Source organism: Actinokineospora lacus, assembly GCF_053813445.1.
On record NZ_JBQERA010000001.1, the window covers coordinates 113822 to 140014 of the forward strand.

28 protein-coding genes and 1 tRNA gene are annotated in these 26193 nt (G+C 69.8%); 13 read left to right on the plus strand and 16 right to left on the minus strand.

Translation table 11 applies throughout. The features are described from left to right. Positions 1-3: 3 nt before the first annotated feature. The gene (locus ACTG9Q_RS00570; protein WP_455570552.1) at positions 4-669 is read left to right on the plus strand and encodes a CoA transferase subunit B; all 666 of its coding nucleotides are present in this window, start codon (positions 4-6) and stop codon (positions 667-669) included. Here the strand turns inward: ACTG9Q_RS00570 and ACTG9Q_RS00575 are convergent. Then, a complete protein-coding gene (locus ACTG9Q_RS00575) occupies positions 666-1331 on the minus strand; it encodes an ESX secretion-associated protein EspG (protein WP_455570553.1) in 666 nt (221 codons plus the stop codon). The genes ACTG9Q_RS00570 and ACTG9Q_RS00575 overlap by 4 nt on opposite strands. Next, positions 1328-1993, minus strand: a complete 666-nt coding sequence (locus ACTG9Q_RS00580; protein WP_455570554.1) for a dienelactone hydrolase family protein — start codon at positions 1991-1993, stop codon at positions 1328-1330. The genes ACTG9Q_RS00575 and ACTG9Q_RS00580 overlap by 4 nt, the downstream gene beginning before the upstream one ends. A 110-nt stretch (positions 1994-2103) precedes the next feature. On the opposite strand from ACTG9Q_RS00580, the gene hisC reads away from it, so the two are divergent. Beyond that, positions 2104-3165, plus strand: a complete 1062-nt coding sequence (hisC, locus tag ACTG9Q_RS00585; RefSeq protein WP_455570555.1) for a histidinol-phosphate transaminase — start codon at positions 2104-2106, stop codon at positions 3163-3165. A 42-nt stretch (positions 3166-3207) separates the two neighbouring features. Here the strand turns inward: hisC and ACTG9Q_RS00590 are convergent, their stop codons facing one another. Then, positions 3208-3960 carry a sulfite exporter TauE/SafE family protein gene (locus tag ACTG9Q_RS00590; protein WP_455570556.1) on the minus strand — a complete coding sequence of 251 codons (753 nt, stop codon included), beginning with the start codon at positions 3958-3960 and terminating at the stop codon, positions 3208-3210. Between the two features lie 71 nt (positions 3961-4031). Further along, positions 4032-4718 carry a GntR family transcriptional regulator gene (locus ACTG9Q_RS00595; RefSeq protein WP_455570557.1) on the minus strand — a complete coding sequence of 229 codons (687 nt, stop codon included), beginning with the start codon at positions 4716-4718 and terminating at the stop codon, positions 4032-4034. A 136-nt stretch (positions 4719-4854) separates the two neighbouring features. Here ACTG9Q_RS00595 and ACTG9Q_RS00600 point away from each other — a divergent pair, with 136 nt between their 5' ends. From ACTG9Q_RS00600 to ACTG9Q_RS00615, 4 genes are read left to right on the plus strand one after another with little or no spacing between them, the layout of a single operon-like run. Beyond that, positions 4855-6105, plus strand: a complete 1251-nt coding sequence (locus ACTG9Q_RS00600; protein ID WP_455570558.1) for an MFS transporter — start codon at positions 4855-4857, stop codon at positions 6103-6105. A gap of 4 nt (positions 6106-6109) precedes the next feature. Continuing rightward, on the plus strand, positions 6110-6262 hold the full coding sequence (locus ACTG9Q_RS00605; RefSeq protein ID WP_455570559.1) for a hypothetical protein: 153 nt from the start codon (positions 6110-6112) through the stop codon (positions 6260-6262). 58 nt (positions 6263-6320) lie between these two features. Beyond that, positions 6321-7046 (plus strand): hypothetical protein, encoded by a 726-nt coding sequence (locus ACTG9Q_RS00610; RefSeq protein ID WP_455570560.1) that lies wholly within the window; start codon positions 6321-6323, stop codon positions 7044-7046. After that, positions 7043-8161 (plus strand): helix-turn-helix domain-containing protein, encoded by a 1119-nt coding sequence (locus ACTG9Q_RS00615; RefSeq protein WP_455570561.1) that lies wholly within the window; start codon positions 7043-7045, stop codon positions 8159-8161. Before ACTG9Q_RS00610 ends, ACTG9Q_RS00615 begins: the two co-directional genes overlap by 4 nt. Positions 8162-8210: 49 nt before the next feature. Here the strand turns inward: ACTG9Q_RS00615 and ACTG9Q_RS00620 are convergent, their stop codons facing one another. The 4 genes from ACTG9Q_RS00620 to ACTG9Q_RS00635 form a co-directional block, all read right to left on the minus strand. After that, a complete protein-coding gene (locus tag ACTG9Q_RS00620) occupies positions 8211-8951 on the minus strand; it encodes an HNH endonuclease (RefSeq protein WP_455570562.1) in 741 nt (246 codons plus the stop codon). Positions 8952-9765: 814 nt separating this feature from the next. After that, positions 9766-9850 (minus strand) — tRNA-Ser (locus ACTG9Q_RS00625). A 27-nt stretch (positions 9851-9877) separates the two neighbouring features. Beyond that, complete coding sequence (locus ACTG9Q_RS00630) at positions 9878-10348, minus strand: MarR family winged helix-turn-helix transcriptional regulator (protein ID WP_455570563.1); 471 nt, start codon at positions 10346-10348, stop codon at positions 9878-9880. Next, positions 10329-10538, minus strand: coding sequence for a hypothetical protein (locus ACTG9Q_RS00635; protein WP_455570564.1), 210 nt, complete (start codon positions 10536-10538; stop codon positions 10329-10331). The genes ACTG9Q_RS00630 and ACTG9Q_RS00635 overlap by 20 nt, the downstream gene beginning before the upstream one ends. 1007 nt (positions 10539-11545) lie before the next feature. Between ACTG9Q_RS00635 and ypfJ the strand changes: the two genes are divergently transcribed. Then, the gene (gene ypfJ, locus ACTG9Q_RS00640; protein ID WP_455570565.1) at positions 11546-12460 is read left to right on the plus strand and encodes a KPN_02809 family neutral zinc metallopeptidase; all 915 of its coding nucleotides are present in this window, start codon (positions 11546-11548) and stop codon (positions 12458-12460) included. Positions 12461-12513: 53 nt separating this feature from the next. On the opposite strand, the gene ACTG9Q_RS00645 is transcribed toward ypfJ, so the two are convergent. Further along, complete coding sequence (locus tag ACTG9Q_RS00645; protein WP_455570566.1) at positions 12514-14124, minus strand: M28 family metallopeptidase; 1611 nt, start codon at positions 14122-14124, stop codon at positions 12514-12516. Positions 14125-14336: 212 nt separating this feature from the next. After that, the gene (locus tag ACTG9Q_RS00650) at positions 14337-15890 is read right to left on the minus strand and encodes a M28 family metallopeptidase (RefSeq protein ID WP_455570567.1); all 1554 of its coding nucleotides are present in this window, start codon (positions 15888-15890) and stop codon (positions 14337-14339) included. Positions 15891-16038: 148 nt separating this feature from the next. Between ACTG9Q_RS00650 and ACTG9Q_RS00655 the strand changes: the two genes are divergently transcribed. Next, positions 16039-16995, plus strand: a complete 957-nt coding sequence (locus ACTG9Q_RS00655; RefSeq protein WP_455570568.1) for an NAD(P)H-quinone oxidoreductase — start codon at positions 16039-16041, stop codon at positions 16993-16995. 106 nt (positions 16996-17101) lie between these two features. On the opposite strand, the gene ACTG9Q_RS00660 is transcribed toward ACTG9Q_RS00655, so the two are convergent. Further along, entirely contained in the window at positions 17102-18292 is a 1191-nt protein-coding gene (locus tag ACTG9Q_RS00660) for a cysteine desulfurase-like protein (RefSeq protein ID WP_455570569.1), read from the minus strand. 68 nt (positions 18293-18360) lie between these two features. On the opposite strand from ACTG9Q_RS00660, the gene ACTG9Q_RS00665 reads away from it, so the two are divergent. After that, positions 18361-18897: a bacterial proteasome activator family protein gene (locus ACTG9Q_RS00665; RefSeq protein ID WP_455570570.1), complete on the plus strand. Its 537-nt coding sequence runs from the start codon at positions 18361-18363 to the stop codon at positions 18895-18897. A 6-nt stretch (positions 18898-18903) separates the two neighbouring features. Here the strand turns inward: ACTG9Q_RS00665 and ACTG9Q_RS00670 are convergent, their stop codons facing one another. Further along, positions 18904-20292, minus strand: a complete 1389-nt coding sequence (locus ACTG9Q_RS00670; protein WP_455570571.1) for a GNAT family N-acetyltransferase — start codon at positions 20290-20292, stop codon at positions 18904-18906. Continuing rightward, positions 20289-21002, minus strand: coding sequence for a cytidylyltransferase domain-containing protein (locus ACTG9Q_RS00675; RefSeq protein WP_455570572.1), 714 nt, complete (start codon positions 21000-21002; stop codon positions 20289-20291). The genes ACTG9Q_RS00670 and ACTG9Q_RS00675 overlap by 4 nt, the downstream gene beginning before the upstream one ends. A gap of 39 nt (positions 21003-21041) precedes the next feature. On the opposite strand from ACTG9Q_RS00675, the gene pseB reads away from it, so the two are divergent. After that, positions 21042-22025: a UDP-N-acetylglucosamine 4,6-dehydratase (inverting) gene (pseB, locus tag ACTG9Q_RS00680; RefSeq protein WP_455570573.1), complete on the plus strand. Its 984-nt coding sequence runs from the start codon at positions 21042-21044 to the stop codon at positions 22023-22025. Next, positions 22018-23145, plus strand: coding sequence for a DegT/DnrJ/EryC1/StrS family aminotransferase (locus tag ACTG9Q_RS00685; RefSeq protein ID WP_455570574.1), 1128 nt, complete (start codon positions 22018-22020; stop codon positions 23143-23145). The genes pseB and ACTG9Q_RS00685 overlap by 8 nt, the downstream gene beginning before the upstream one ends. A gap of 72 nt (positions 23146-23217) precedes the next feature. Here the strand turns inward: ACTG9Q_RS00685 and ACTG9Q_RS00690 are convergent, their stop codons facing one another. The 3 genes from ACTG9Q_RS00690 to ACTG9Q_RS00700 form a co-directional block, all read right to left on the minus strand. Beyond that, complete coding sequence (locus ACTG9Q_RS00690; protein ID WP_455570575.1) at positions 23218-23430, minus strand: DUF397 domain-containing protein; 213 nt, start codon at positions 23428-23430, stop codon at positions 23218-23220. Between the two features lie 182 nt (positions 23431-23612). After that, positions 23613-23771 carry a DUF397 domain-containing protein gene (locus tag ACTG9Q_RS00695; protein WP_455570576.1) on the minus strand — a complete coding sequence of 53 codons (159 nt, stop codon included), beginning with the start codon at positions 23769-23771 and terminating at the stop codon, positions 23613-23615. Position 23772: 1 nt separating this feature from the next. After that, the gene (locus ACTG9Q_RS00700) at positions 23773-24591 is read right to left on the minus strand and encodes a helix-turn-helix domain-containing protein (protein ID WP_455570577.1); all 819 of its coding nucleotides are present in this window, start codon (positions 24589-24591) and stop codon (positions 23773-23775) included. Between the two features lie 284 nt (positions 24592-24875). Between ACTG9Q_RS00700 and ACTG9Q_RS00705 the strand changes: the two genes are divergently transcribed. Together ACTG9Q_RS00705 and ACTG9Q_RS00710 are read left to right on the plus strand one after the other, a co-directional pair. Then, positions 24876-25085: a hypothetical protein gene (locus ACTG9Q_RS00705; RefSeq protein WP_455570578.1), complete on the plus strand. Its 210-nt coding sequence runs from the start codon at positions 24876-24878 to the stop codon at positions 25083-25085. Between the two features lie 187 nt (positions 25086-25272). Beyond that, positions 25273-26172 carry a DUF5753 domain-containing protein gene (locus ACTG9Q_RS00710; RefSeq protein ID WP_455570579.1) on the plus strand — a complete coding sequence of 300 codons (900 nt, stop codon included), beginning with the start codon at positions 25273-25275 and terminating at the stop codon, positions 26170-26172. The last annotated feature ends 21 nt before the right edge of the window (positions 26173-26193 follow it).

Below are 26193 nucleotides of genomic sequence, written 5' to 3' on the forward strand. Positions count from 1 at the left end.
GCCATGGCGCTCACGCGTGAGCAGATGGCGGCCCGCGCCGCCGCGGAGCTGACCGATGGCTCCTACGTCAACCTGGGCATCGGCCTGCCCACCCTGGTCCCCAACTACGTGCCCGACGACGTCGAGATCGTCCTGCAGAGCGAGAACGGCATCCTCGGCGTCGGCGCCTACCCGTACGAGGGTGAGGAGAGGGCCGACCTCATCAACGCGGGCAAGGAGACCGTCACGGTCCGCAGGGGCGCGGCCTTCTTCGACTCCGCCCTGTCCTTCGCGATGATCCGCGGCGGCAAGGTGGACGCGGCGATCCTCGGCGCGATGCAGGTCTCCAAGGTCGGGGACATCGCCAACTGGATGATCCCGGGCAAGATGGTCAAGGGCATGGGCGGCGCGATGGACCTCGTGCACGGCGCCAAGCACGTCGTGGTGCTCATGGAGCACGTCGCCAAGGACGGCTCGTACAAGATCGTCAACGAGTGCTCGCTGCCCTACACCGGCAAGCGGGTCGCGCAGCGGATCATCACCGACCTGGCGGTGATCGACATCACCGAGGCCGGGCTGGTGCTGCGGGAGCTGGCCCCTGGGGTCACGGTGGACGAGGTGCGCGCCAAGACCGAGCCCGAGCTGATCATCGAGGGCGACATCCCCGGCATGGCCGAGGACAGGTCCTAGGGCTCGACGACCGCGCGCAGCCGCCTGGCCAGTTCGGCGGAGTCGGCGGGCGCGAGCGTGAGCTGGTCGACGCCGTCGTGGCGGGTCACCGCGGTCAGGTACCGGCCCGCGGCGGTGTCGAACCAGGTCAGCGCCGGGGTGCGGCGGCCGTGCGCGGTGGCGGCCAGGCGGCCGCTGCCGCAGCGCGGGCTGGAGACCAGGGCGGCCAGGTCGCGGCGGGCGTCCCGATCGACGCCGCCGCCGCGCAGCACCCGGGTCAAGGCGGGCTCGCCCGCGTCGGCGAAGGCGTTGACGGCCTCGTGGAACAGCGCCTTGGGCACGGTGACCGCCGACCCGGGGCCGGGTCCGGTGTCCGGCAGCAGGGCGATGACCTCGGCGACGAGCCGGTCGCGGCGCACCGGGCCCACCCGGATGCGCGGGCCGGTCTGCACCGCGATCGCCCCGCCCGCCGTGCAGGCCGCGCACAGCACGCGCAGGTCGCGGCTGTCGGAGAGCAGGCCGTCGACGCTGACGTCGGGCCGGGCGAGCAGGGCCAGTTGGGCGGCGAGGTCAGGATCGACGTGGCCGCCGCCGTCGACGGTGGGGAACTCGATCGGGTAGGGGCGGCCGACCAGGCCGAGGCGGTGCCACGCCTGGGCGAACTCCACCTCAGTGATGATCACCGCAGGTGCGCGTCGAACCAGTTCAGGGCCCGCTGCCACGCCTCGGGGGCGCCGGCCTCGAACGGGAAGCGCACGACGTCGGTGGCCACCTGGGCGGCCGCGGCGGCGTCCCGCAGCTTCTCGACCTCCTCGACGCTGGGGCCCTCGGTGTTGTAGAGGCCCAGCCACGGCACGCGCAGCTCGCCTGCGATCTCCACCAGCGCGGGCAGTCCCGCGGAGAGCGGTTCCAGGATGCCGTCACCGGCGACGGTGACCGCGGCGCCGATGTCGCGGCGGGCGGCCACCACCAGGGCCACCGCCCCGCCGAGCTCGAAGCCGATGACACCGATGCGGTCGGGGTCGACCTCGCGGCGCGCCAGCCAGGCGAACCCGATGTCGGTGGCGGCCAGCACCGAGTCCCCGGACAGCGCCCTGACCTTGTCGCGCGCCTCGTCGGCGTCGATCTCGGCCGAGCCCGCGGCGCCGGGGTACAGGTGCGGGACCACGACCAGCCAGCCCTCGGCGGCGAGCCCGGCGACCAGGCCGAGCGTGGTGTCGGTGATGCCCCTGGCCTCGTGGAGCACGACCAGTCCCCCGCGCACGACCCCGTCCGGTTCGGCGTACGTCAGCCGCAGCGCGCGGCCGTCGTCGAGCCGGAAGTCCGCTGTGTGGGTCTGAGCCATGACACACCCAACCATGCTGGGGTGAACAGCAGTCAACGTGATCACCCGCTCACCGGTTGTGGCGTATTAGGTTCGAGGACAAGCGCCACCCTCACGACTAGGAGTCTCGAATGAGCGTGCGAACCCGCGCTGATTTGGCCGCCCTGCCCGGCTACGTACCCGGTCGCAGCGTTCCCGGCGCGGTCAAACTGGCCAGCAACGAGGTCTCGCTCGGGCCGCTGCCCAGCGTGGTGGCCGCGGTGGCCGAGGCGGCGGGCCGGATCAACCGCTACCCCGACAGCGCCGCGTCAGAGCTGGTGGCGCGGCTGGCGGCGAAGCTGGGGGTGGCCGAGGACCAGGTGTCGGTGGGCTGCGGCTCGGTGACCTTGTGCCAGCAGCTGATGCAGGCGACCTGCACCGCCGAGGACGAGGTGCTGTTCCCGTGGCGCTCTTTCGAGGCGTACCCGATCCTCACGCAGGTCGTGGGCGCGGGCCAGACCCGCGTGCCGCTGACGGCGGGGCACGCGCTGGACGTCGACGCCATGGCCGCGGCGGTGACCGGCAAGACGCGGGTGGTGTTCGTCTGCACCCCGAACAACCCGACCGGGACCGCGCTGACCAGGCCGGAGCTGGACCGGCTCTTCGACTCGGTGTCCGATGACGTCCTGGTGGTCATCGATGAGGCGTACCGGGAGTTCGTCGACGACCCCTCGGTGCCCGACGGCGTCGAGGTGGCCAAGGAGCAGTGGGCGCGCGGGCGCGACAACGTCGCGGTGCTGCGGACGTTCTCCAAGGCGTACGGCCTCGCGGGGCTGCGGGTGGGCTATCTGGTCGCGCCCGCGCCGGTGACCGCGGCGGTGCGCAAGACGTTCGTGCCCTTCGGGGTGAACGCGCTGGCCCAGGTGGCGGCGCTGGCGTCGCTGGACGCCGAGGACGAGCTGCTGGCCCGCTGCCGCGACATCGTGGCCGAGCGCGGCCGGGTGCGCGGGGAGCTGCTGGCGGCCGGGTTCGACGTGCCGGAGTCGCAGGCGAACTTCGTGTGGCTGCCGCTGGGCGGGCGAACGGCGGAGTTCAACGACCACTGCCTGGCGAACAAGATCGTGGTGCGGGCGTTCGCCGGTGACGGCGCGCGGGTCACGATCGGCACGCCCGAGGAGAACGACATGTTCCTCACGGCGGCGAAATCCTTCTGAAGCCAGGAAACCGGGTGCGTCCACTGTGGACGTACCCGGTTCCTAGGTGAGCAACTGGGCGATCGCGGCGAGTCCGACCACGACGATCACCCCGCGCAGCACGACCGGCGAGAGCTTGCGACCCACCTTCGCGCCGATGAGCCCGCCGATGACCGCGCCGACGGCGATCAGCCCGACCGCGTCCCAGGCGACCTCGGCGACGAAGATGAACAGGATTCCCGAGGCCAGGTTGACGATCGCGGCGAGCACGTTCTTGACCGCGTTGATCCGCTGCAGGGACTCCTCCATCAGGATTCCCATGATGGCCAGCAGCAGAACCCCTTGCGCGGCACCGAAATAGCCGCCGTACACGCCGGTGGCGAACACCGCGGCGAGCAGGCCGACGCCGCCGTGCACGTGCATCTCGGCCTGCCGCTCGCTGAGCTTGCGGGCCAGCCACGGCTGGGCGATCACGAGCACCAGCGCCAGCACGATGAGCGCGGGCACGATCGCCTCGAACGCCGCGGGCGGGAGCACGAGCAGCAGCACCGCGCCACCGAGCCCGCCGAGCAGCGACGCCGTGCCCAGGCGCAGCAGCCTCGGGCCTTGGCCCACCAGCTCGCGCCGGTAGCCGATGGCGCCGGTCACCGAGCCGGGGACCAGCCCGAGGGAGTTCGACACGTTGGCGACGACGGGCGGGTAGCCCACGGCCAGCAGCACCGGGAAGGTGACCAGGGTGCCGGAGCCGACGACGGTGTTGATGCCGCCCGCGAACACGCCCGCCAGGATGATGCCCAGCGCCTCCCAGACCGTCACCGCGCTCGTCCCATCATCGGTTGACCTTATCGCCGCCTTGGCCGGGCGCCGGAGTGAACCGTGGCACAGGGCTAGCTCGGGGTGGCCCGGAACGCGGTGAGCATCTCTTTCTCGGCGTCGTCCAGGTAGGCGCGCAGCTGCTCGGCGGCGCCTGCGCGGTCGCCGGCGCGCAGGGCCTCGACGATGGCGCGGTTGCGGCGCAGGTAGCTCTGGTGGAAGGCGCGGGGGTCGCCCATCTCGTGGAAGCCCAAGCGCAGCTCGGCGGCGACCTGGCGCATCAGCTCATCGATGCGGGGGCTGTCGGCCAGGGTGACGATCGCCTGGTGGAAGCGGATGTTGGCGGTGCCGACGTCCACCCAGCGGCCCGCGCGGGCGGCGCGCTCGCCCATGGCGACGGTCTCGGCCATGACCTCGATGCCCGCCTGGTCGGCCCGGCCGAGGGCGTTGCACTCGATGACGCGGCGGACGCGGTAGAGGTCGGCGATGTCGGCGGCGTCGAGGGAGCGGACGAACACGCCGCGGTTGAGGCGGTGCACCAGCAGCTTCTCGTGGGTGAGCAGCCGGAACGCCTCGCGGAGGGTGTTGCGGGAGACGGCGAGGGGCTCCAGGAACGCCTCCTCGGAGAGCTGGGTCCCCGGCGCGAGGGCGCCTTCCATGATCAGGTCCCGGAGCGCGCTCGCGGCCGTCTCCGCGGCGCTCGCGCGCGCGTGGCGCTTGTCGCGGACGAGTTCGGACAGCCGACCGCCAACGTCCGACACGGCACGCCTCCCTGGATTGTTCAACTGTTCACAAGTCTAATCATCCAATTGGTGGCTTGTCATATTGTTGAACAATCCTAAGACTGAACGAACCGTGGCCCGCACCTGGCGGGCCGCCGGCCGAGTGAGGTGAGTGATGAGCACAACCTCCACCGACAACCGGTTCGCCTGGTTCCGCGAGCTGCCGATCAAGGGGCGGCGCGCCTTCGTGGGCGCGTTCGGCGGCTATGGCCTGGACTCCTACGACTACTGGGTCCTGCCGCTGAGCCTCGGCGCGGTCGCCATGACGTTCGGGCTGACCAAGGGCGAGACCGGCCTGCTGTCCACGACCACGCTCGTCGCCTCCGCGGTCGGCGGCGTGGTCGCGGGAGTGCTGGCCGACCGGATCGGCCGGGTTCGCACGCTGATGCTGACGGTCCTGGTCTACGCCGTCTTCACCGCCCTGTGCGGGCTGGCGCCCAACTACGAGACGCTGCTGGTCTTCCGCGGCATCCAGGGCCTGGGCTTCGGCGGCGAGTGGGCGACCGGCGCGATCCTGGTCGCCGAGTACACCGCCGCGCGGCACCGCGGCCGGGTCATCGCGGTCATCCAGAGCTCGTGGGCGGTCGGGATGGCCCTGGCCGTGGTGGTCTACGGCGTGGTCTTCAGCCTGGTCGACCAGGAGTGGGCATGGCGCGTGCTGTTCCTCACCGGCGCCCTGCCCGCGCTGCTGGTGATCTACCTGCGCCGCCACATCGAGGACGCCCCGGTGTACACCGAGCTGGCCGAGAAGCCGCGCAACTCCCTCGCCGCGATCTTCAAGCCGGACCTGCTGCGCACCACGGTCTTCGCCGCGCTGCTCGCCACCGGCTGCCAGGGCGGCTACTACACGCTGGCGACGTGGCTGCCGTCCTACCTCAAGGAGGACCGCGGGCTCACCGTCGTCGGCACCGCGGGCTACCTGGCGGTGTTCGCCGCGGGCGCGTTCGCCGGGTACCTCACCGCGGGCCACTTCAGCGACCGGCTCGGCCGCAAGCACACCTTCCGCCTGTTCGCTGTGCTCAGCGCCGCGCTGATCCTGCTGTACACGCTGGTCCCGGCCGGGGCGGGCGGCTGGGTGCTGTGGCTGACCTTCCCGCTGGGCTTCTGCTCGTCGGCGATCTTCAGCGGTTTCGGCGCGTTCCTCTCGGAGCTGTACCCGACCAGGGTGCGCGGCGCGGGTCCGGGCTTCACCTACAACTTCGGGCGTGGCGTCGGCGCGCTCTTCCCCGCCGCGATCGGGTTCCTGGCGCAGAACTACGGGCTCGGCGGGGCGATGGCCTTCGGCGCGGCGGCCTACGGGCTGGCGTTCCTCGCCCTGTTCGGCTTGCCGGAGACCCGCGACGTCGACCTGTCCGCAAAGGACTGAGACCGTGCGCACCAGCACTCTCGCGCTGCTCGTCCTCATCGGCTGCCTGGCGGCGATGTGGCCGCTGAGCAAGGTCAAGCTGATCGGGCCGATGGCGGTGGTGGGCTTCGTCCTCGGCGTCGCCTCGACGGCCTCGGTGGTCGCGCTCGTCGGCTGAGCCCGACACGCCGGTTAATTTTCCGACATCAATTACTGATCGCCGGTAGGGTCTGCGCATGAGCGAGCGCGAGCAGGTCGTCACCGCACTGGGCCGGGCCGGGATCGTCGACGCCGTCACGTGGGCGTGGTCGTCCACGATGCGGCGGACCGCGCAGGACTACGACCCCGACACTGGGCACGACCAGGTGTGGCTCGGCCTCACCGCGCACAAGCTGTTCTGCGACCGGCTCGACCGCGTCTTCCACTGCCGCAAGTACGCCGTCGAGCCGGGCGGGGCAGGCGTCGGGCTCGACGTGCTGGGGTTGGGCCTGGCCTCCGGGGAGCTGGACGCCATGCCCGCGTCGGCGCCGGGCGCGGTGGTCCGCGCCGACGTGACCGGCTCGCCCGGCTGGCGGCACGAGCGCTGGCACTGGCTGATCTCGTCGTTCTCCTTCGGCGGCGTGCGCAAGGTGTCGTGGTCGGCGAAGACGCCCGCCAAGCAGCGGCACGCGCGGTCGACGGCGTCGGAGGAGAACACCCTGTTCACAGTGTCCGAACTGGACATCCGCGAGGCGGGCGTCACCCCGCTGGTGATCGCGCACGCGGTCAACTCCGACGTCACCGAGAGCGAGTTGCACCTCGGCAGGCCGCGCCTGGACGCGGGCTCGCCGTGGGCCTGGCTCACCCGGTTGGACGGCAAGCCCCGCGACGGCGGCGCTAAGATCACCCCGTCCGTACCCGCTTTCGGCACGGACGCGCAGGTCCAGCTCAGGACCCACCGCCGCTCAGGAACCGGGGAATGAACCTCACCGACATCGCCGCCGCGTTCGACGGGTCGCGCCTGACCCTGGGGCGGCGCCTGGCGGGCCTGCGCAAGAACGCGCTCGCGACCGCCATCGACAAAACCCCGGCCGCGGTGAGCTTCTACGAGTCGGGCACGAAGAAGCCATCCCCCGCGACGGTCGCGCGACTGGCGCTGGCCCTGCGGGTGGACCCGGTGTTCTTCCTGCCCGGCCACGTCGCCGCGTCGGCGAACCCGCACTTCCGTTCGCTGCGCTCGACCACGCAACTGGCGCGCGACCAGGCCGAGGCGTACGCGCTGATGGTCACCGAGGTCGGCGGCATCTTGTCCGGGCACGTCGACTTCCCCGCAGTGTCGGTGCCGTCCGTCCCGGTTGGACTGGACTGCGCGGACTCGGCGCCCGAGGACGCCGCCGACTACGTCCGGTCCTGTTGGGGCGTACCGGAAGGCCCGATCGCGCACACGATCCGGGCGGTGGAGGACCACGGGGTACTGACGGTGTTCACCCCGGTCCAGGCCGCGTCGGTGGACGCGTACTCGGTGACCCTGGCGGGCCGCCCCCTCATCCTGCTGAACCCCGTCAAGGACGACTACCACCGCCAGCGCTTCGACGTGGCCCACGAGCTGGGGCACCTGGTGATGCACGGGGACGAGGAGCCGGGCAACCGGATCGTGGAGAACCAGGCCCACCGCTTCGCCGCCGAGTTCCTGATGCCGCGCGCCCAGATCGCCGACCTCCTGCCCGCGCGCGCCGACTGGGCACGGCTGACGCGCCTGAAGGAGACGTGGGGCGTCAGCCTCCAGGCCCTGCTGTTCCGAGCCCGCCAACTCGGCGCCATGCGCGACGTCACGTACCGCAACGCGATCACCACCCTGTCGAGCCGAGGATGGCGCCGTCGGGAACCGGGCCCGGTACTGCCGGTTGAACGCCCCTCCCTGCTACCGCGCGCTTTGGAACTGCTGGCGGAAGCGGGCGCGGGCGACATTTTGCACCGCGAGTCCCGCCTACCAGCGCATTTGCTGGAAACCATCACCAGCAGCACCCCACCCGACCCCAGCGTCCTGCTTTCGCAGCCAGACGGCCAAACGCACCTGACACTCGTTGAGGACTCCTGAGCTTTTCAGGGAGTGCCGCGGTGCATGTTCCAGTGGTCTTTGATCCACTTCAATCTCGGCCCCGGAGCGACAGCTTGAACTTCGTCCCGTGCATCGGTCCGTATAGCGGGTAGTCGCGCACCAAATCGGTGACATCCACGGTGCACTTCTCGGGGTGAACGGCGATGTGGCCGACGTCGAACAGGCGGTGGATGTCTCGGCGCATGAGCAGTCCACCTTCCTCTTGGTGGCGTCCGTCGGCTGCGTAGCTGTACAAATGGGCGGCATCGAGGGCGTCGCGGGGCGTCGGACCGGTGAACGCGCAGGCGTCACCATACTTGGCGAGCAGATCGTTCCGGAACGCTCCTTGGCCGATTCGTACACGCACAACTGCCGTCCGGTGGCCGCCACTGATACGCCTGCTCATTGCCACCTCGAACGGCGTCATGCGATCTTCCGCCGCCGTGGTTCCAAGGGCCGCTTGGAACCGCTCGAAGTCAAGCTCTCGAATACTCAGCTGCGAGTTGGGTGACAGGCACAGTTTCCGCAGCTCCTCGGCGGCGAGCCTGCCACCGAGGTCAATCCAGCCCGCATCGTGCCTCGTGCGGAATGTCGTGACCTTGCCCTGAAGTCGAAGAGGATCGTCGAACTTGTGAGCGCACCCGTCACAGCGATAGATGGGCAACGTGTTGGTGCGGCGTTTGATCCTGGCCTTCTCACACCGCGGACAGCGGAAACGCGTCTTTTCCACGTCGTGTTCGACCTGGATGCCATCGATAACAGAGGCCCCAACAGGCTTTTCTTGTCCCACAGCACGATGACATCGCCTGATTGCGGTTGACCGGAGTTCGCAACCGTGCTGTCCCAGCTGTAGTGCGCCGAAGGCAAATCATCATAGCCGTCGTTACCCGCATGTTCACGATCCTCACCAACGGCAAGCATCAGCCAAGCCTTGTTGAATGCGGGAAGGGCAAGTCTTTCACCAGGCACGTCGGCAAACGTACCGCAGCGCGCAAGATGTTTCCCGGCATTCAGGGAACGTACCGCGATACACCGCGCAGGTTCGCCGAGTCAAGGCAGCCACCACGACCTTGAGTGAACCAGTGAATGCCCCGGGTCACGTCGCAGCAACGGCCCCACGAGACCCGGAAGTGGACAGGCCGCGAAGTCGTCCATCCGGGACCCGCTTGAGCCTCGCCGAGCGCTCAACAAAAGTGAACGGAAAACACCAGCACGGCCGCTGCACTCCAGCTCAACAAGTGTCGTCCTCGCGCACGCGGGTCGCTCCCGTGTCTCGTCGGTCCCGGCGAGGGCGCGGCACCTGTCGCCGCCGCGGCGCCGCTCTTGGCCGCCCAAGCGCGGCTGCGCGGCTTCGTCGTCCCCGCGCGAGGTTGCTCCATCAGCTACAGAAAGAGCCTTTTGTAGCGGAGAATCGTCCCCGCGCACGCGGGGCTGCTCCTGACTCACCGGATGCGTTGCGCCCTCCGGGTTGTCGTCCCCGCGCTGCGGCTGTCCGATCACTTGGCATAACGGTGACCAGGTGATTCGCGGTCGTTGCTACACCCATGGCTACACCGAAGGGTGTCGATCCTCCGCAAGGGAGGGTCGACACCCCTTCTGAGCTGCGGAGGCGGAGGGATTTGAACCCCCGGACGGTTGCCCGTCTTCCGCTTTCAAGGCGGATGCATTCGGCCGCTCTGCCACGCCTCCTGGTGGGGTCAAGAGTAGAGGTCGGGGTCAGGTCAGGTCGAGGTGGGCGATCACGCGTTCGAAGAGGGCGGCTATGACGTCTTGTTCGGCGGGGGTCATGAGGTCTACGAGGTGTTCGCGGACGCCTTCGACGTGGGTGGGGGCGGCGGTGCGGAGGGTTTCGAGGCCGCGGGGGGTGATCTCGGCGATGACGCCTCGGGCGTCGTCGGGGCAGTTGTCGCGTTTGACCAGGCCGGACTTCTCCATGCGGGCGATCTGGTGGGACAGCCTGCTCTTCGACGACGCCACCTGGCCTGCCAGGTGGCTCATGCGCATGCGGCCGTCGGGGCGCTCCGACAGGCGGACCAGGACCTCGTAGTCGGCCAGGGCTATGCCGTGGCGGTCCTGTAGTTCGCGGTTGAGTTGTTGGCGCAGTAGTTCGCTGCCGATGACGTAGGCGCGCCAAGCCCGCGCCTCGGTCGGACCCAACCAGCGTGGTTCAGCGCTCACCGACGTCACCGGACCAGGTTACGTGCCGAGAGGCTGTCCGGGAGGTCGCTCGGCAAGGTGGCCCGCTAGGCGTGGCGGTCGGGGGCAGGCCCGCCAGCAGGGAGCGTTCGCGCTCGACCCCGGCGGCGCGCATGTCGACGGAGACGACCGGGGCGCCGATCAGCAGGTGGGCGGTCAGGGCGGTGTCGACGGGGCTCACAGCTGCTCGCCGTGGCCACCGGTGGCCGGGTTGAGGTGGGCGAGCAGGGCCGGAGGTCAGCGAGGGCGGGGCTGACGCAATGGGCGACCAGGGACCGAAGGCCGGCGAGGTGTGACTGGGCGCAATGGTCGGGGCTGCGGCGCTCCAACGGTAGATCATGGCCATCGGGTCACGTTGAGGGTGAGGCTGGCGCAATGATCGGAACCACGGCGCTTCAGCGGCGGATCATGACCATCGGGGGCACGTCGAGGGGAGCTTGCGGCGTTGCTCGATGGGTTGGCCGCTTGGTCGCGCACTCGAACAGAGTGGCTCGATGTGGAAATTGTTCACTTCCGGCAGTGGTTGTCACCGACGGTGTGCCGCGGTTGCCCTACTGGGTGGCGGTGGCGATTTCGGGGGTGGCCAGCCTCGTGGGGAGGGCGGCCTGCGGGCGTGCATTGGGCGTCGTCCGAGGTGGTGACCGTCTCGGGCGGACTGGGGATTGTCCCTTTCGGACAGTGACGGTCAGGTTCACCGTTTCAGGTGCGACCAAAGGGTTGTGCAAGCCGGCATACAGGCGCAAGATGGGTGGTGGCTGGCCCGAGTGGACGCGGGTGCACAAGCCCGCAGTGCACCCACCGCTGGGCCCGCCGATGGAAGGGTCAGGTGGTGCCGTGCCGGATCGAGAGACACATCATTCGTAGTGGTACTCGGCTACTGCAACCCCGCGAGCGGCGTGATCCGCATCGAGCCGATCGCGACTGTGGAGCAGTGACGGACCGGTTGTCCGGGCGTCGCCGCGCGTGTGGCTGCGCGGGGCCCGCTCACCCGACGCCGTTGAACCTGGGCATCGGAAGCGGCCTCTGCGCCTTCCGCCAGGCTCCGCGCCGGACCGGCGGACTGCCACTACGACACCGTGGGAAACCTGGGTGCGGCCCCCGACGGCGGGCCGCACCCAGGCATGTCGGGTTAAGGTTTCCGGCGGGCGTTCCGGCCGGGCGCCACACCGACGGCCAGCGGAGTGGACCGTGGAGTTCGACGACAACGTAGCGCTCGACAGTTCCCAGGTACAGGACATGCGCGGGGCAGGCGGCGGCGGGGTCGGCGGCCGGGTCGCGCTCGGCGGCGGCGGTCTCGGCATCGTCGGCATGCTGATCTACTTCGTGCTCTCCCAGCTCGGCGGGCTCCCGGCCGACGTGCCGCAGAGCACCGGGGACGCGGCGGCGGGGCAGCCGGTCAGCAGTTCCGACCTCAGCGCGGAGTGCCGCACCGGCCGCGACGCCAACACCAAGCCCGACTGCGCCCGGGTGGCGATCATCAACTCGATCCAGGACTACTGGGCCGACGAGTTCGCCCGGTCCGGGCGCACGTACAAGCCCGCGGACACCACCTTCTTCCGCGGCGGGGTCAACACCGCCTGCGGCAGCGCGACCTCCGACGTCGGGCCGTTCTACTGCCCCGCCGACCAGGGCATCTACGTCGACCTGCAGTTCTTCGACGAGCTGAAGTCCCGCTTCGGCGCGCAGGGCGGCATCTTCGCCGAGGCGTACGTGCTGGCCCACGAGTACGGCCACCACGTGCAGAACCTCCTCGGCACCTCCTCCAGCGTCGGCAGGGAGACCGGGCCGACCTCCGGCAGCGTGCGCCTGGAGCTGCAGGCCGACTGCTACGCGGGCGTGTGGGCCAACCGCGCCACGACCACGCCCGCCGAGGGCGGCAAGCCGCTGATCCGCAACATCACCCAGGACGACGTCAACCGCGCCGTCGACGTGGCCGAGCGCATCGGCGACGACTTCATCCAGGAGAAGATCGGCGGCGGCAAGGTCGACGAGTCCCAGTTCAGCCACGGCTCCAGCGCCCAGCGCGAGCAGTGGTTCCTGACCGGGGTCAACACCGGCCAGCCGACCCAGTGCGACACGTTCGCCGCCCGCGACCTGGGCTGAGACAGCGAGAAGCCCCCGCGGTCAAGCATTGACCGCGGGGGCTTCCTCGCTTGTTAGGCGACGTCCTGGTTGTTGTGGATGCAGCCAGGGCCGGCGTTGCCGCCGTGGCCCGCGAGGCGCACGTCGTCCTGGACCATCTGGGTACGCATCATGGACTTCTGGGCCATGCGGGCCTCGGCGCGGGCCGTCTTGGCCGCCGCGGCCTGCTTGGCGGTGGCCCTCGGCGGGACGCCGTTGATGTCCTCGGTGCTGATGCCGTAGGACGCGGTCACCCACGCCATGGCGTCGGAGTTGCGGTCCAGCGCCACCCGGTCGATGTTGCCGAGGTTGTCGCACTTCAGGTGGTAGCAGGGGTCGTAGGCGACGCCCGCCCGGCCACCCCACTTCGCCGCTTGGGCCTCGGTCTTGATGCCCTCGGCGCCGGTGAACAGGCCACCGGAGGGGATGCCCTGGGTGATGAACTCGCGGTAGTCCGAGCGGCCGGTGAAGTCCGAGCCCTCGGTCGGGGTGCCAGTCGTCTCCAGGAAGTCGACGAAGGCGGCCTCGATCTGCGCCGAGCCGTAGGGACCCGCGCCTGCGCCGGTGGCGTCGGAGTCGTCGCCGTCGTAGACGAAGTGCGCGGCGTTCGGGGAGCCGATCATGTCGAAGTTCAGGTAGAGCGCGATGTCGAGCTGCTGCTCGAAGGTCAGCGACTGCACGTACTTCGTGGAGCCGACAATGCCGACCTCCTCGGCGCCCCACCAGCCGAAGCGCACCGCGTTGTTGACCCGGGGCGAGCCGCCGAGCTGCAGCGCGGTCTCCAGCAGACCGGCGCTGCCGGTGCCGTTGTCGTTGATGCCGGGGCCCACGGTGACGCTGTCGAGGTGCGCGCCCGCCATGACCACGTTGTCCTTGCGGCCGGTGGTGGTCTCGGCGATGAGGTTGTGGGTCGTGCGGTCCTCGGTGACCGCGCGCAGGTCCAGGGTCACCGAGCCGCCTGCGGCGGCCAGCGCGAGGCCGTCGGCGCGGGTGATGCCGCCGGAGGGCAGCCGCGCGGCGTCGGCGGCGCCGAGGGTGCCGTTGACCATGCCGTCGACGTTGTTGTAGACGAGCACGGCGACTGCGCCCGCGTCGAAGGCGGCCTGGCCCTTCTGGGCGAAGGAGCACGAGCCGCGCTGCGCGAGCGCGATCTTGCCCGCCGCGGCGGTGTAGTCGCTCGCCTCGCAGCCCGGGGTGGCGTCCACCGCGGCCACGGCGAGCGGGGCGGTGACGCCGCCGACCGGGGTGGAGAGGCTGTAGGTCATGGCCGTGACGGGGATGGTCCGCCCGCCCGCGGTGAGGGACTGGGCCAGCGGCTGGAAGAAGGTGAACGGGAAGGACTGCCTGGTCACGTCGTACCCGGCGGCGGTGAGCTTGTCCTCGATGTAGCCGATGGAGGCGTCGTAGCCGGGGGTGCCGGAGGCGCGGGTGCCGCCGTTGCGGTCGGCGATGCGCTGCAGGGCGATGAGGTGGCGGTTGACTCCCGCTCCCGTCACCTTCTTGACCAGGTTCCTGGCCAGGGCGGGGCCATCCGGGAGCGTGGCGGACGCGGTCGGCGCGGCCACGGACGGAATCGTGGAGAACACGAGCGCACCGGCGGCCACGATCACGGCGGCGCCGACGCGAAGCGTCTGGGGTTTGGGCATACAGGTCCCTTTGCTCGAAATGAGTGCCTGCCGGTGACCGCCCCGACGCGATCCGTGTTCCGGCGAGAGCTCACCCTCACGCGATCAGCGCCGCCGGTCAAGCCTTGTTCATTACCAACCGCGCGGTCAAAGGATATGTAATAAAGACACGACTCCACAAAAAGAACTCCGCGCCGCCAAGTGGGCGACGCGGAGTCTTTTTGTTTGCTCCGTTAGGAGGTCGCGGCGTGCGAGTGGCCACCGTCGTGGTTGCCCGCGTTGCTGTTGATCACCGAGAGGCGGTAGGCCGCGCGGCTGTCCTTGACCGACTTGGCGGTCTTGGACGCCCTCGGCGGGACGCCGTTGATGTCCTCGGTGCTGACGCCGTAGGACGCGGTCACCCACGCCATGGCGTCGGAGTTGCGGTCCAGGGCGACGCGGTCGACGTTGCCCAGGTTGTCACACGCGGAGTGGTAGCACGGGTCGTAGGCGACACCGGCCTGCCCGCCCCACTTCGCCGCCTGCGCCTCGGTCTTGATGCCCTCGGCGCCGGTGAACAGACCACCGGAGGGGATGCCGTTCTCGATGAACTCGAAGTAGTCGGAGCGGCCGGAGAAGTCCGAACCCTCGGTCGGGGTGCCGGTCGTCTCCAGGAAGTTCACGAACGCCGCCTCGATCTGCGCCGAGCCGTACGGGCCCTCGCCCGCGCCCACGGCGTCGGAGTCATCGCCGTCGTAGACGAAGTACGCCGCGTTCGGGGAGCCGATCATGTCGTAGTTCAGGTACAGCGCGATGTCGAGCTGCTGCTCGAAGGTCAGCGACTGGACGTACTTGGACGAGCCGACCAGGCCCAGCTCCTCGGCGCCCCACCAGGCGAAGCGGATGGAGTTGTTGACCCGCGGGGAGCCGCCGAGCTGCAGCGCGGTCTCCAGCAGGCCGGCGCTGCCGGTGCCGTTGTCGTTGATGCCCGCGCCGAGCTCGACGCTGTCGAGGTGCGCGCCCGCCATGACCACGTTGTCCTTGCGGCCGGTCTTGGTCTGGGCGATGACGTTGCGGGAGGGGCGCTCCTCGATGTGGAAGCGCATGTCCACGGTGGCCGAGCTGCCGTTGAGGCCGAACAGGGTGTCGCCGTCGGCCCGGCTGACGCCGCCGGTCGGGACCACGCCGTCGGTCACGGTGACGTTGGAGAGCGGGCCGTCGACGTTGTTGGCGATCAGCACCGCGACCGCGCCCGCGGCGTGGGCGTTCTTCGCCTTGATCTCGAAGGTGCACGCGCCGCGGCGGATCAGGGCGACCGCGCCGGTCATCGGCAGGCCGTCGAAGTCGGTGGCCTCACAGCCGGGGGTGGCGTCCTGCGGGACGGCGACCAGCGGTCCGGTCACGCCGCCCACGGGCGTCTGCGGCGACTCCTCCATCGCGATGGCCTCGACCTTGGTGGCCCCGACCTGGGCGTAGGCGGCGTCGAACACCTGCACGGGGTAGGTGAACTCCGGCGTCGACACGTCGTAGCCCGCGGCGCGCAGCTTGCCCGCGACGTACTCGACGCTGGCGTCGTAGCCGGGGGTGCCCGCCGCGCGCGACCCGCCGTTGCGGTCGGACAGGCGCTGGAAAGCGATGAGGTGGCGGTTGACGCCGCTGACGGTGACCTTCTTGACCAGGTTGCGGGCGAGCGCGGGCCCGTCGGGCAGGTCGGCCTGCGCGCTCGCGGGCACGGTGGTGAAGGTGAGACCGGCGCACGCGGCGAGCAGGACGGCGCCCGCCCTGAGTGGGGTCCGGGTAGACGACATGCGAACTTCCCTTCGTGGGGGGTGGATCATGCCGGCGCGTTCCCCGAAGCGGCATTTCCGGCGAGCGTGACTCTCGCTCGGAAATCGCCTCTGGTCAAGAGTTCGCCTGCGACTGTGACCGGACCGGCTTGGTATTACCGTTGAGCCCATGCAGGCGATCACGATTGTCGAACCCGGCGGGCCGGAAGTCCTGGTCTGGTCGGCGGCACCCGATCCGGCGCCCGGTCCCGGCGAAGTATTGGTACGCGTGGCCGCGACGGCGGTGAACCGCGCGGACCTGTTGCAGCGCAAGGGTTTGTATCCGCCCCCACCGGGGTCGAGCGGCATCGTCGGGCTGGAGTGCTCGGGAACCATCGCCGAGGTGGGCGCCGGGGTCACCGGCTGGGCCGTCGGCGACGAGGTGTGCGCGCTGCTGGCGGGCGGCGGATATGCCGAAATTGTGCCGGTTCCGGCCGCCCAGCTGATGCCTGTTCCGTCCGGTGTGGACTTGGTGACCGCCGCCGCGCTGCCGGAAGTGGCCTGCACGGTGTGGTCCAACGTGGTCCAGACCGCGCGGCTGGGTGTCGGGGAGACGCTGCTGGTGCACGGCGGCGCGGGCGGGATCGGCACCCACGCGATCCAGCTCGGGAAAGCGCTCGGCGCGACGGTCGCGGTGACCGCCGGTTCCGCCGAACGGCTCAATCGATGCGCCGAACTGGGGGCCGACATCACGCTGGATTATCGCAGCGCGGAATTCGAGAAAGAGGTCGCCGCCGACGTCATCCTCGACAACATGGGGGCCAAATACCTCGCCCGCAATATCGCCGCGCTGAAACGGGGCGGGCGGCTGGTGGTGATCGGGATGCAGGGCGGGGCCCGCGCGGAGTTGGACATCGCCGCGGTGCTGGCGAAGAACGCGACGGTGACCGCGACGAGCCTGCGCTACCGGCCGGTCGCCGAGAAGGGGGCGATCTGCGCCGCGGTCGTCGAGCAGGTGTGGCCACTGGTCGAGGCCGGGGCGGTGCGGCCGGTCGTGCACGAGGTGCTGCCGATCGCCAGGGCCGCCGACGCGCACCGGATGCTGGAGGACGGCGGGGTGTTCGGCAAGCTCGTCCTGGCGGTGTGACCCAGGGCGTTGGCTGTGTGTCGGCGTGGCGCCGGAGCCGGTCTCGTACCGGGTTGTACGGGGCCGTCGCGGCCAGGCGCGTCGAGACGTGGTGAACGTTCCGGGGCTATCTGAGCGCGGCGACGAGCTGGTCGACCTCGACCGCGGTCGTGTAGTGGGCCAGGCCCACCCGGACCGCGCCGCCGACCTCGCCGACGCCGAGGGTGGCGAACACGCCGGAGGGGGTGTCGTCGGCGAAGGCGCAGATGCCGTGCTCGGCGAGGTGGTCGACCACCTCGGCCGCCTTGCGGTCGGCGACGGTGAACGCCAGCGCGGGGATTCGGCGCATGGCGTCGCCGATGACCATGACGTGGGAAAGCGAGCGCAGGTCGCTGATCAGCCGGGACAGCAGCCCCGCCTGGTAGCTCTTGGCCGAGCCGAGGGAGACGGCGATGCGCTCGCGGCGGCTGCCGGTGGCCGCGTCGTCGAGGTCGGCGAGGTAGTCGACGGAGGCGACCAGCCCGGCCAGCGGCGGGTAGGCGTGGCCGCCGAGCTCGAGCCTGCGGGGGCCGGTGGCGCGCGGGTCGAGGGAGCTGGCGGGCAGCCGGTCGAGGACGGCGGGGTCGGCGAAGGCCAGCGCGGCCACCGCGGGCCCGCCCCACGCGCCCGCCGAGACGGCGACGACGTCGGCGCCCAGGGCGGCCATGTCCATGGGGACGTACGGCGCGGCCGAGGAGGCGTCGACGACGACGAAGGCGCCCGCTTCCTTGGCGTAGGAGATGATTCTGGCCAGGTCGGGGCGGGTGCCGACCGCGCCGGAGGCCGCGGTGACCGCGACGACCTTCGTGCGGTGGGAGATCAGGTTCTCGTACTGCCACGCGGGCAGCTCGCAGGTCTCGATGTCGATCTCCGCCCAGCGGACGGTGGCGCCCGCGCGCTGGGCCACGCGCAGCCACGGGGCGGTGTTGGCCTGGTGGTCGAGGCGCGAGAGCGCGACCTCGTCGCCGATGAGCCAGCCATCGCCGAGGGACTCGGCGAGGCGGTCGAGCAGGACCGCCGGGTTGGGCCCGAGGACGACCCCGGCGGCGTCGACGTTGACCAGGTCGGCGACCGCGCGCCGGGCCGCGTCCTCGATGGCCTCCGCCCGCTGGGAGGCCGGGAAATTGCCGCCGGGACCGGACACGGGGGCGCGCAGCGCGGTGGAGACGGCGGTCGCGACCTGTTCGGGAACCTGCATACCGGCGGGCGAGTCGAGGTGCACCCAGCCGTCACCCAGCGCGGGGAACAGCCCGCGAATTCGAGCGACGTCGAAGGCCATGCGCAACACCGTACGCAGGTGTGCCATGGGTCGTTTCGCGGGTCCGCGGGGCGGATACCCTGCCAACCATGAGCCAGCCCGGACAGCCCGACGAGACCAGTCACGTGATGGTGGTGGGGCCGGACGGCTCCCCACTCGGCACCGCCCGCCTCCCCGGCGAGAACGGCGAGGGCGGGGAATCGGTCGGCGACATGGTGGAACAGCCCGCCAAGGTCATGCGCATCGGCACGATGATCAAGCAACTGCTGGAGGAGGTCCGCGCCGCGCCGCTGGACGAGGCCAGCCGCAACCGCCTGCGCGAGATCCACACCCGCTCGATAAAGGAACTGGAGGAGGGCCTGGCCCCGGAACTCCGCGAGGAGCTGGAGCGGCTGTCGCTGCCGTTCACCGAGGAGAACACGCCGTCGGACGCGGAGCTGCGCATCGCGCAGGCGCAGCTGGTGGGGTGGCTGGAGGGCCTCTTCCACGGCATCCAGACCGCGTTGTTCGCCCAGCAGATGGCCGCTCGGGTGCAGCTGGAGCAAATGCGCCGTGGCCTGCCGCCAGGTACCCAGGGCGCGGCACCGGAGGGTCCGCACCTGCGCGGGACCGGCCAGTACCTGTAGCCGCGTCTAGAGGTCGATCGCGTAGAAGTCGAAGCCGTCTTCCGCGGGGCGTTGGGTGGGGCGGTAGCCCGCGCTCGCGAACAGCCTGCGGGAGGCGGTGTTGTCGCGGTGCACGCGGGCCAGGACGCGGGTGTCAGTGAGGTGGTCGTGGGCGGCTTCCAGCACCGGCCTGGCCAGGCCGCGGCCTCGGGCTTGGGGGGCGAGGGTGATGCTGACCTCGACCTCGCCGGGGGCGGTCGGGTCGAAGCGGATGACGGCGATGGGGGTGCCCGATTCCTCGGCGATGAGCAGGTGGCGGGTGGTGAGCGCCGTGGCCAGCCAGGTCTCGTGGACGGCTTGGGGCACCAGGTCCTGGTTGACCGACCAGTGGCGGGTGACGGGGTCGTTGCGCCAGGCCAGCAGGCGGTCGGAGTCGGCTGGGGTGGCTGGGCGGGTGGTGAGGCCCGCGGCGGCGTTGAGGATTCGACGGGCGCCGTGGCCGTCGACGGTCTTGGCGGCGGCGCGGGACAGGGCGGCTCGGGCGGTGGGGGTCGTGAGCAGGTGGCGCAGGGTGGCGGTGGCGGCTTCGGTGTCGGTCAGGTCGCCCAGGGGGGCGGCGAGGGCACGGTCGGTGGCGGCGGTGTAGCCGGGGAGCTGGTTGTCGGCGGCGACGACCAGGGCGGTGGGGACGGCCAGGCAGCACAGTTCCAGCAGGGTCACGCCCGCGGCGCTGATGACCAGGTCCGCGGCGGCGAACAGGTCCGGCAGGTCGGGGCGCGGGGGGCTGACCTCGATGGTGGCGCCCGGGCTCGGAGTGCCCGGGTCTAGGGGGGCGGCGGAGATCGCCAGGACGTCCATGGGCAGCGCGGTCGCCCAGAGGGCGGTGAGGGCGGCGGAGACGGTCCCGGCCATGGCTCCGCCACCCATCGCGACGACCACCCGGGGACGGTCGCGGGGCTCGCGGGCTCGCTGGGAGTCGGTCACCGCCCAGGGCTCGCGGGCTCGGTGGGTGCGAGCGGTGCGGATGGCGGCGCGGAGGGGGGCGTAGGCGGGGCCGCGCAGGACCAAGGGGGAGCCGTCGTCGGGGCGGGGGGCGGGGGCGAGGTTGCAGTCGACGACGACGTCGGCTCGACGGCGGCCGTAGGGGCCGTCTTCGATCGAGACCAGGTGGGTGTCAGGTAGGGGGATGTGGCCGTAGTGGTCGACCAGGACGATGTCGGCCGGGGTGAGGTCCGGGCGGATCTCGACGCCCAGTTCGGTGAGGCGGGTGGTCAGCCAGGCGGCGCCGGTCAGGGTGCCGGTGACGGTGACCGTCCAGCCTCGGGCGACGGCCTCCTCGGCGACGGCGACACAGCGCGAGAGGTGGCCGACGCCGATGGCCGGGCCCGCGTCGACGCGCAGGAGCAGGGTGGTCATTTCTTCTGCTCGACGTGGGCGTTCAGCGCCGCCAGGTCGGGGTGGGCGCGCAGGTGTGCCACGACGGCGCGCCAGTCAGTGTGGCCGACGGCCGCCACCACGCCCTCGATGACGGCGGCGTCCTCGGGGGTGTCCAGGGTCAGGCGCAGGTCGGCGGCGCCGGGCTGGAAGACCACGCCCGCGCACCGGTACGCCGGGTCGGTGTACACCCCAGCGGTGACGTGCTCGCGGTGCGGGCCCTCGGGGATGGCGGCCTGGGCGCGCAGGACGTCGGCGCGGACGACCTCGGCGTCGTAGCCGCGCGGGAGGGTGCGCACCAGGGTGTCGCTGACGTAGTGCAGCCCCGGATCGGAGCGCCACAGGCCGATGACGGCGTCGAGCACCGCGGGGTCGTGCAGGGGGCAGTCGGCGGTGAGCCGCAGGACGGCGTCGCACGGGTGCTCGTCGAGCGCGGCGACGAACCGGGCCAGCACGTCGTCCAAGGGACCCCTGACCACCTCGGCGCCGAGCGCGGCGGCGGCCTCGGCGACCGGGTCGTCGTCGGGCGCGGTCGAGGTGGCGACGATGACCGAGTCGGCGGAGGAGTCCCGCGCGGCCCGCACGACCCAGGCCAGCACCGAGCGTCCGCCCAGGTCACGCAGGACCTTGCCGGGCAGCCGGGTGGAGGACATCCGTGCCTGGATGACGGCGTTCACGCGCACGGGTGCCATGATGGCCCACCGCGAGGGGCGGTCGACGCGGAGGTTGAGATGACAGTGCTCGACGGTGCCAGCATCCTGCTGACCGGTGGGACGGGGTCCTTCGGCAAGGCGTTCATCGCCCACGCCCTCGCCGAGCTGAACCCGGCGAAGGTCATCGTGCTCAGCCGCGACGAGCTCAAGCAGTACGAGGCGCGCCAGCTCTTCGGCGACGACCCCCGGCTGCGCTGGTTCATCGGCGACATCCGCGACCGCCGCAGGCTGGAACGCGCCATGCGTGGGGTGGACTACGTGGTGCACGCCGCCGCCCTCAAGCAGGTGGACACCGGCGAGTACAACGCCTTCGAGTTCGTCCAGACCAACGTGCACGGCTCGCAGAACGTCATCGAGGCGGCGATCGACTGCGGTGTGCAGCGGGTCGTGGCGCTGTCGACGGACAAGGCGTCGAGCCCGATCAACCTCTACGGCGCGACGAAGCTGTGCGCGGACCGCATGTTCATCAGCGCCAACCACTACGCCGCCGGGCACCCGACGCGGTTCGCGGTGGTGCGCTACGGCAACGTCATGGGCTCGCGCGGCAGCGTGATCCCGTTCTTCCGCCAACTCGCCGAGCGCGGCGAGGAGCTGCCGATCACCGACAAGCGGATGACGCGGTTCTGGATCACCCTGCCGCAGGCGGTGCAGTTCGTCGTGGACTCCTTCGAGCAGATGCACGGCGGGGAGCTGTACGTCCCGCGCATCCCCAGCATGCGGCTGGTCGACCTCGCGCGGGTGATCGCCCCGGACAGCCCGATGCGGGAGATCGGCGTGCGGCCGGGCGAGAAGCTGCACGAGGAGATGATCGCCCCCGACGACGCCCGCCGGACGGTCCTGCACGGCGACCGCTACATCGTCATGCCGCACATCGCGGGCTGGGGCTACCAGCCGCCCACGGCCGGGGTGCCGGTCCCGGAGGGGTTCGCCTACCGCTCGGACACCAACGACCTGTGGCTCAACGACGACGACCTGCGCGTCCTGGTCGAGCGGCATGGCTGACCCGCTGCCGTACGGGCGCCAGTCGGTCGACGCCAGCGACATCGAGGCCGTCGCGGCCGTCCTGCGCGGCGACTGGCTGACCACCGGCCCGGCCGTGACCCGGTTCGAGGCGGACCTGGCCGCCTGGGCGGGCGCGCCCGCCGTGGCGGTCACTTCGGGCACGGCGGCGCTGCACGTGGCGTACGCCGCCGCCGAGGTCGGCCCCGGCGATGAGGTCGTGTGCACGCCGATGACGTTCGTCGCCACCGCTGCCTGTGCCGCCCTGCAGGGCGCCAAAGTGGTGTTCGCCGACGTCGTGGACTCGACGGTGACCCTGGACCCCGAGGCGGTCGGGGACGCGGTGACCAGCCGGACCAAGGTGGTCGCGGCGGTGGACTACGCGGGCCACCCGGCGGACTACGCCGGACTGCGCGCTGTCGCCGGGGACGCGCTGCTGTTGGCCGACGCCGCCCACTCCGTAGGCGGGACGTGGCAGGGCAGGCCGGTGGGCACGCTGGCCGACCTGACGACGTTCTCGTTCTTCCCCACCAAGAACCTGACCACCGCCGAGGGCGGCGCCGTGGTCACCGCCGACGAGAAGCTGCTGGAGCGCGCCCGCCGCTTCCGCAACCACGGCCTGGTCCGCGACAAGGCGCTCCAGCGCACCCCCGACGAGGGCGGCTGGCACCAGGAGGTGCACGAGTTCGGGCTGAACTACCGCCTGCCGGACGTCCTGTGCGCGTTGGGCAGCAGCCAACTGGCGCGCTTGGCGGCGTTCAAGGAGCGCCGGGCGGCGGTGTTCGCCCGGTACGGCGCGGGTTTGGCCGACGTCCCCGGGCTGCGTCTGCCGGTGTGCCTTCCCGGCGCGGACCCGGTGTGGCACCTGTACGCGGTGCAGGTCCTGGAGGGCAGGCGCCGCGCGCTGTACGACCACCTGCGCGGGGTCGGCATCGGCGTGCAGGTGAACTACATCCCGGCGTACTGGCACCCGGTGTTCGAGGACCTGGGCTACCGGCGCGGGCAGTGCCCGGTTGCGGAGCGGTTCTACGCCGAGGAGCTGTCGCTGCCGATGTTCGCCGACCTCACCGACTCCGACGTCGACCGCGTGATCGGTGAGATCCGGGACTTCTTCGGCGCCTGATCCGAGGCCGGCAGCGTCGACGACGGCAACACCCAGACCGCTCCCGAGCTGCTTAGTCCAAAGAGGACGATATCAAGCGCCTGAAGGCCACAGTGGACGCTTGAACCCTTGAGTGAAGCTCAACCAAGCCTGATTCTGGAAGACGAGGTGACCGGTCTCGGGGCTCTTGGAGTCACGCACGTCTACCACCTCACCCACTGCGACTTCGACGCATTGAGCGCCGCTACCGCTGTAACTGCTCGTCTTCCAACGGGCGCCAGGTGGTATCTCGTCGCGGGGTTCCATGTTCGCCCCTTTCTATAGCTCGGCCTTGATGGCTCGCAGCAGCTCAGCCAGTGCCAAGAGCCGGTCGATCTGCTCGCCCAAGACGATGGGGAGATGTTACACAACGAAGGTAGCTGTAGTCACGGCGTCTGACCTGCGCAAACAGTGACGCCCCCGACTTTGGCCGGGGGGCATCGACGTGTTCAAGGTTGCTTGGTGAAAGTGACCAGTCTGACCACAGCGTCACGGGTCACTTTTAGTGTTACAACCGGTCGCTTAGTGTCCCGCACAGCCGACAGGTCTTGCCGAAGTTCCACACAGTTGGTCGTGCTTCCCGAACGAGACGACTTACGCCACTGCATCTCATGTCCTCCCTAGGTACGTTCTGACCATATCTCGACTTGCAGCGGGTGAAAGTGCGATGTCATCGAGCACACGCAAGGTTCGGAAGTACGGCTTGACTTCCTGATCATGAAGGTAGACGCCACCCTCCATCAGCTCGACGTGCACGACCGGGGAGACCTCTGAGAACTCCATGAGCAACCAGGAATGAAGCAACGCGGCGTACGCCTGGCGCTCCGGGACTATCCGGACGAGCACACCCCGGTCATATGCCTTGCTTAGGTGCCCTAGCTGGTCGCTGAAGGCTTGCGCGCCCCCGAAGGGTGTTCCTAGTGCCGCCTCACCGACATAGGCCGTGTAGTCGACGGTGCCTAGGACTTCCTGCCGCCGGAGTCGAGCCATCCAACGTGTCTCTACGTCCATAGGGTCGACACCATCGGCGATCATGAAGCCTGCCGCGTAGGCGTGCGTCTGCAACAACCCAGGAATGAGGGTGACAGACCAGTCTGTGAGCGCCGTTGCTCCTGCCTCATAGCTGACCAGGGCGCCTAGTTCCCTTGGTACGCCTGGCAAAGGACGGTCCCACCAACCAGCCGAGTTGCCAGCCTTGGCCATCTCGATGAGTTCCGTTCGAAGATCAACCGAGACCCGGTAGACCGCTAGCAGGGTGGCCACGTCTTCAACGGTGACCTTGCGCTTGCCTGTCTCGATACGGCTCTGAGTGCTGGGCGACCATTGAGCAAGCTCCGCTGCCCGCTCAAGGCTGAGGTTCTGTCCCTGCCTGATGGTTCGGAGTCGTGCGCCAAGGACGCGATCCCTGGCCAGAGCCTGTTTCGACATCTCGTCACCTTTCTCACCCTGCACAGGTCAGCGGCCTGTCTCCAAGAAGCCTACCTTTCAGACAGAAGGCAGAGCGATGACAGAAGGGCGACATCGTGGGCCTGATCGCTCAACGCAACGTCGAGGTCCGGCACGTCCTGCAAGTGGACGGTCTCAAGCCAACGCAGATGGCCGTGGTGGCTGCCTTCCCGAGCCCTGCAGCCCACCTGCGACCAGTTCACAAACGCTGACGCTCGCGTTTTGCTACCGGTATCGAAGTGATGACCTTTTGAGAAGGAGGAGCAATGACTGATCACTTGAAGGTGTACGCGGGGCCGAGCATCGAGGACGGGTACCCCCTGCGTTACTACCCCGTAGACGACGGCAAAGTGGTTTTCGTCCTCGGCGGGGGCGGGCGCGCGGATGACGTCGAGGTCATCTACAGCCGGCAGAGCCTGGAAGTGTTCGTGGGGCTGGCCAACGCCGCTCTGGCCGAACCGGCCGACAGCAAGTAATCCGCTTGGGCGGACGCAATGACTGAGGGCGGCTGCCATCTCGGACGTGACGACCAAGGTGAATCGAATGACAATCCTTCTGCCTGGCAGGCAGGCCATGACCGCGCGTGTCTGCCAGGCAGAGGTTTACCAGTGATCAGAAATTCAGGTGAGCGTGGTGGGGTTTCGACGCGGAGGAGCGGGAACAGTGGCCGTGAAGATGTCTCTCAATCCCTCGGCAGCGCGCCGCGTGCTGCGGTACGAACTTGAGCGCTTGTGCTCACAGGCAAATGTGACCCACCGCGAGATGGGACAAAGGCTCGGCACTTCACGAGCGTCCTTCTCCCAAATGCTCGCGGGAAAGAACCTGCCGAACAGGCCCGCCGTGGAGATTATCGCGCTTCATCTGGGCGCTACGGACGAGTTGCCGAATTTGATCAGACTATGGGAAGCGGCCAGGTTCAGCAGCGAGGCGGCGGCTGCCGCCTCGGATGAGTGGGACGCTTTGGCGACGGGACTGACAGGATTGGCACGGACTGTAGATGTCTACAGCCCGCACGCCATCTGCCCGATGTTACAAACAAAGGCATACGCACAGGCCATGACTTCCGCCTTGGCGGCGATCGTACCGACCATCCGCGTTGATGACCACCTTCAGCGGCAGCAGTATTTCCAGTCCATTCTGACAGACGTCGAAAATCCGGCCCACTTGTGCGTGACCTTGGATGAAGGCGCGTTAACCAAGCCCACGATTCCTCGTGCGGTAATGGCTGAGCAATACGCATATCTTCTCGATCTGGCCAGCTCGCCAAAGGTCACGATGAGAGTGATCCCCAGCAAGGTCAACGAACACTCAGACGTCGCCGTGACAGCGTTCCGGCTTCTTCATCGGAAGCACGGAACCGTGGCGATTCTGGAGACTTCACACACCGTGCAGGTACGCGAAGACCAGCGAACCGTTGAAGCCGTAGAGCGCATGTCGCAATACCTGCTTTCCTTGGCTCAAGACCCGGATCAGACGCGGGAGTTGATCTCCGGGTTGGCCGATAAAGCTCGCGAGCAGTTTTCCACCACCGACTCGCCCCCGGGACGGACCACAACCCGCTGAACCGCAAGGAGTACCTGCTGA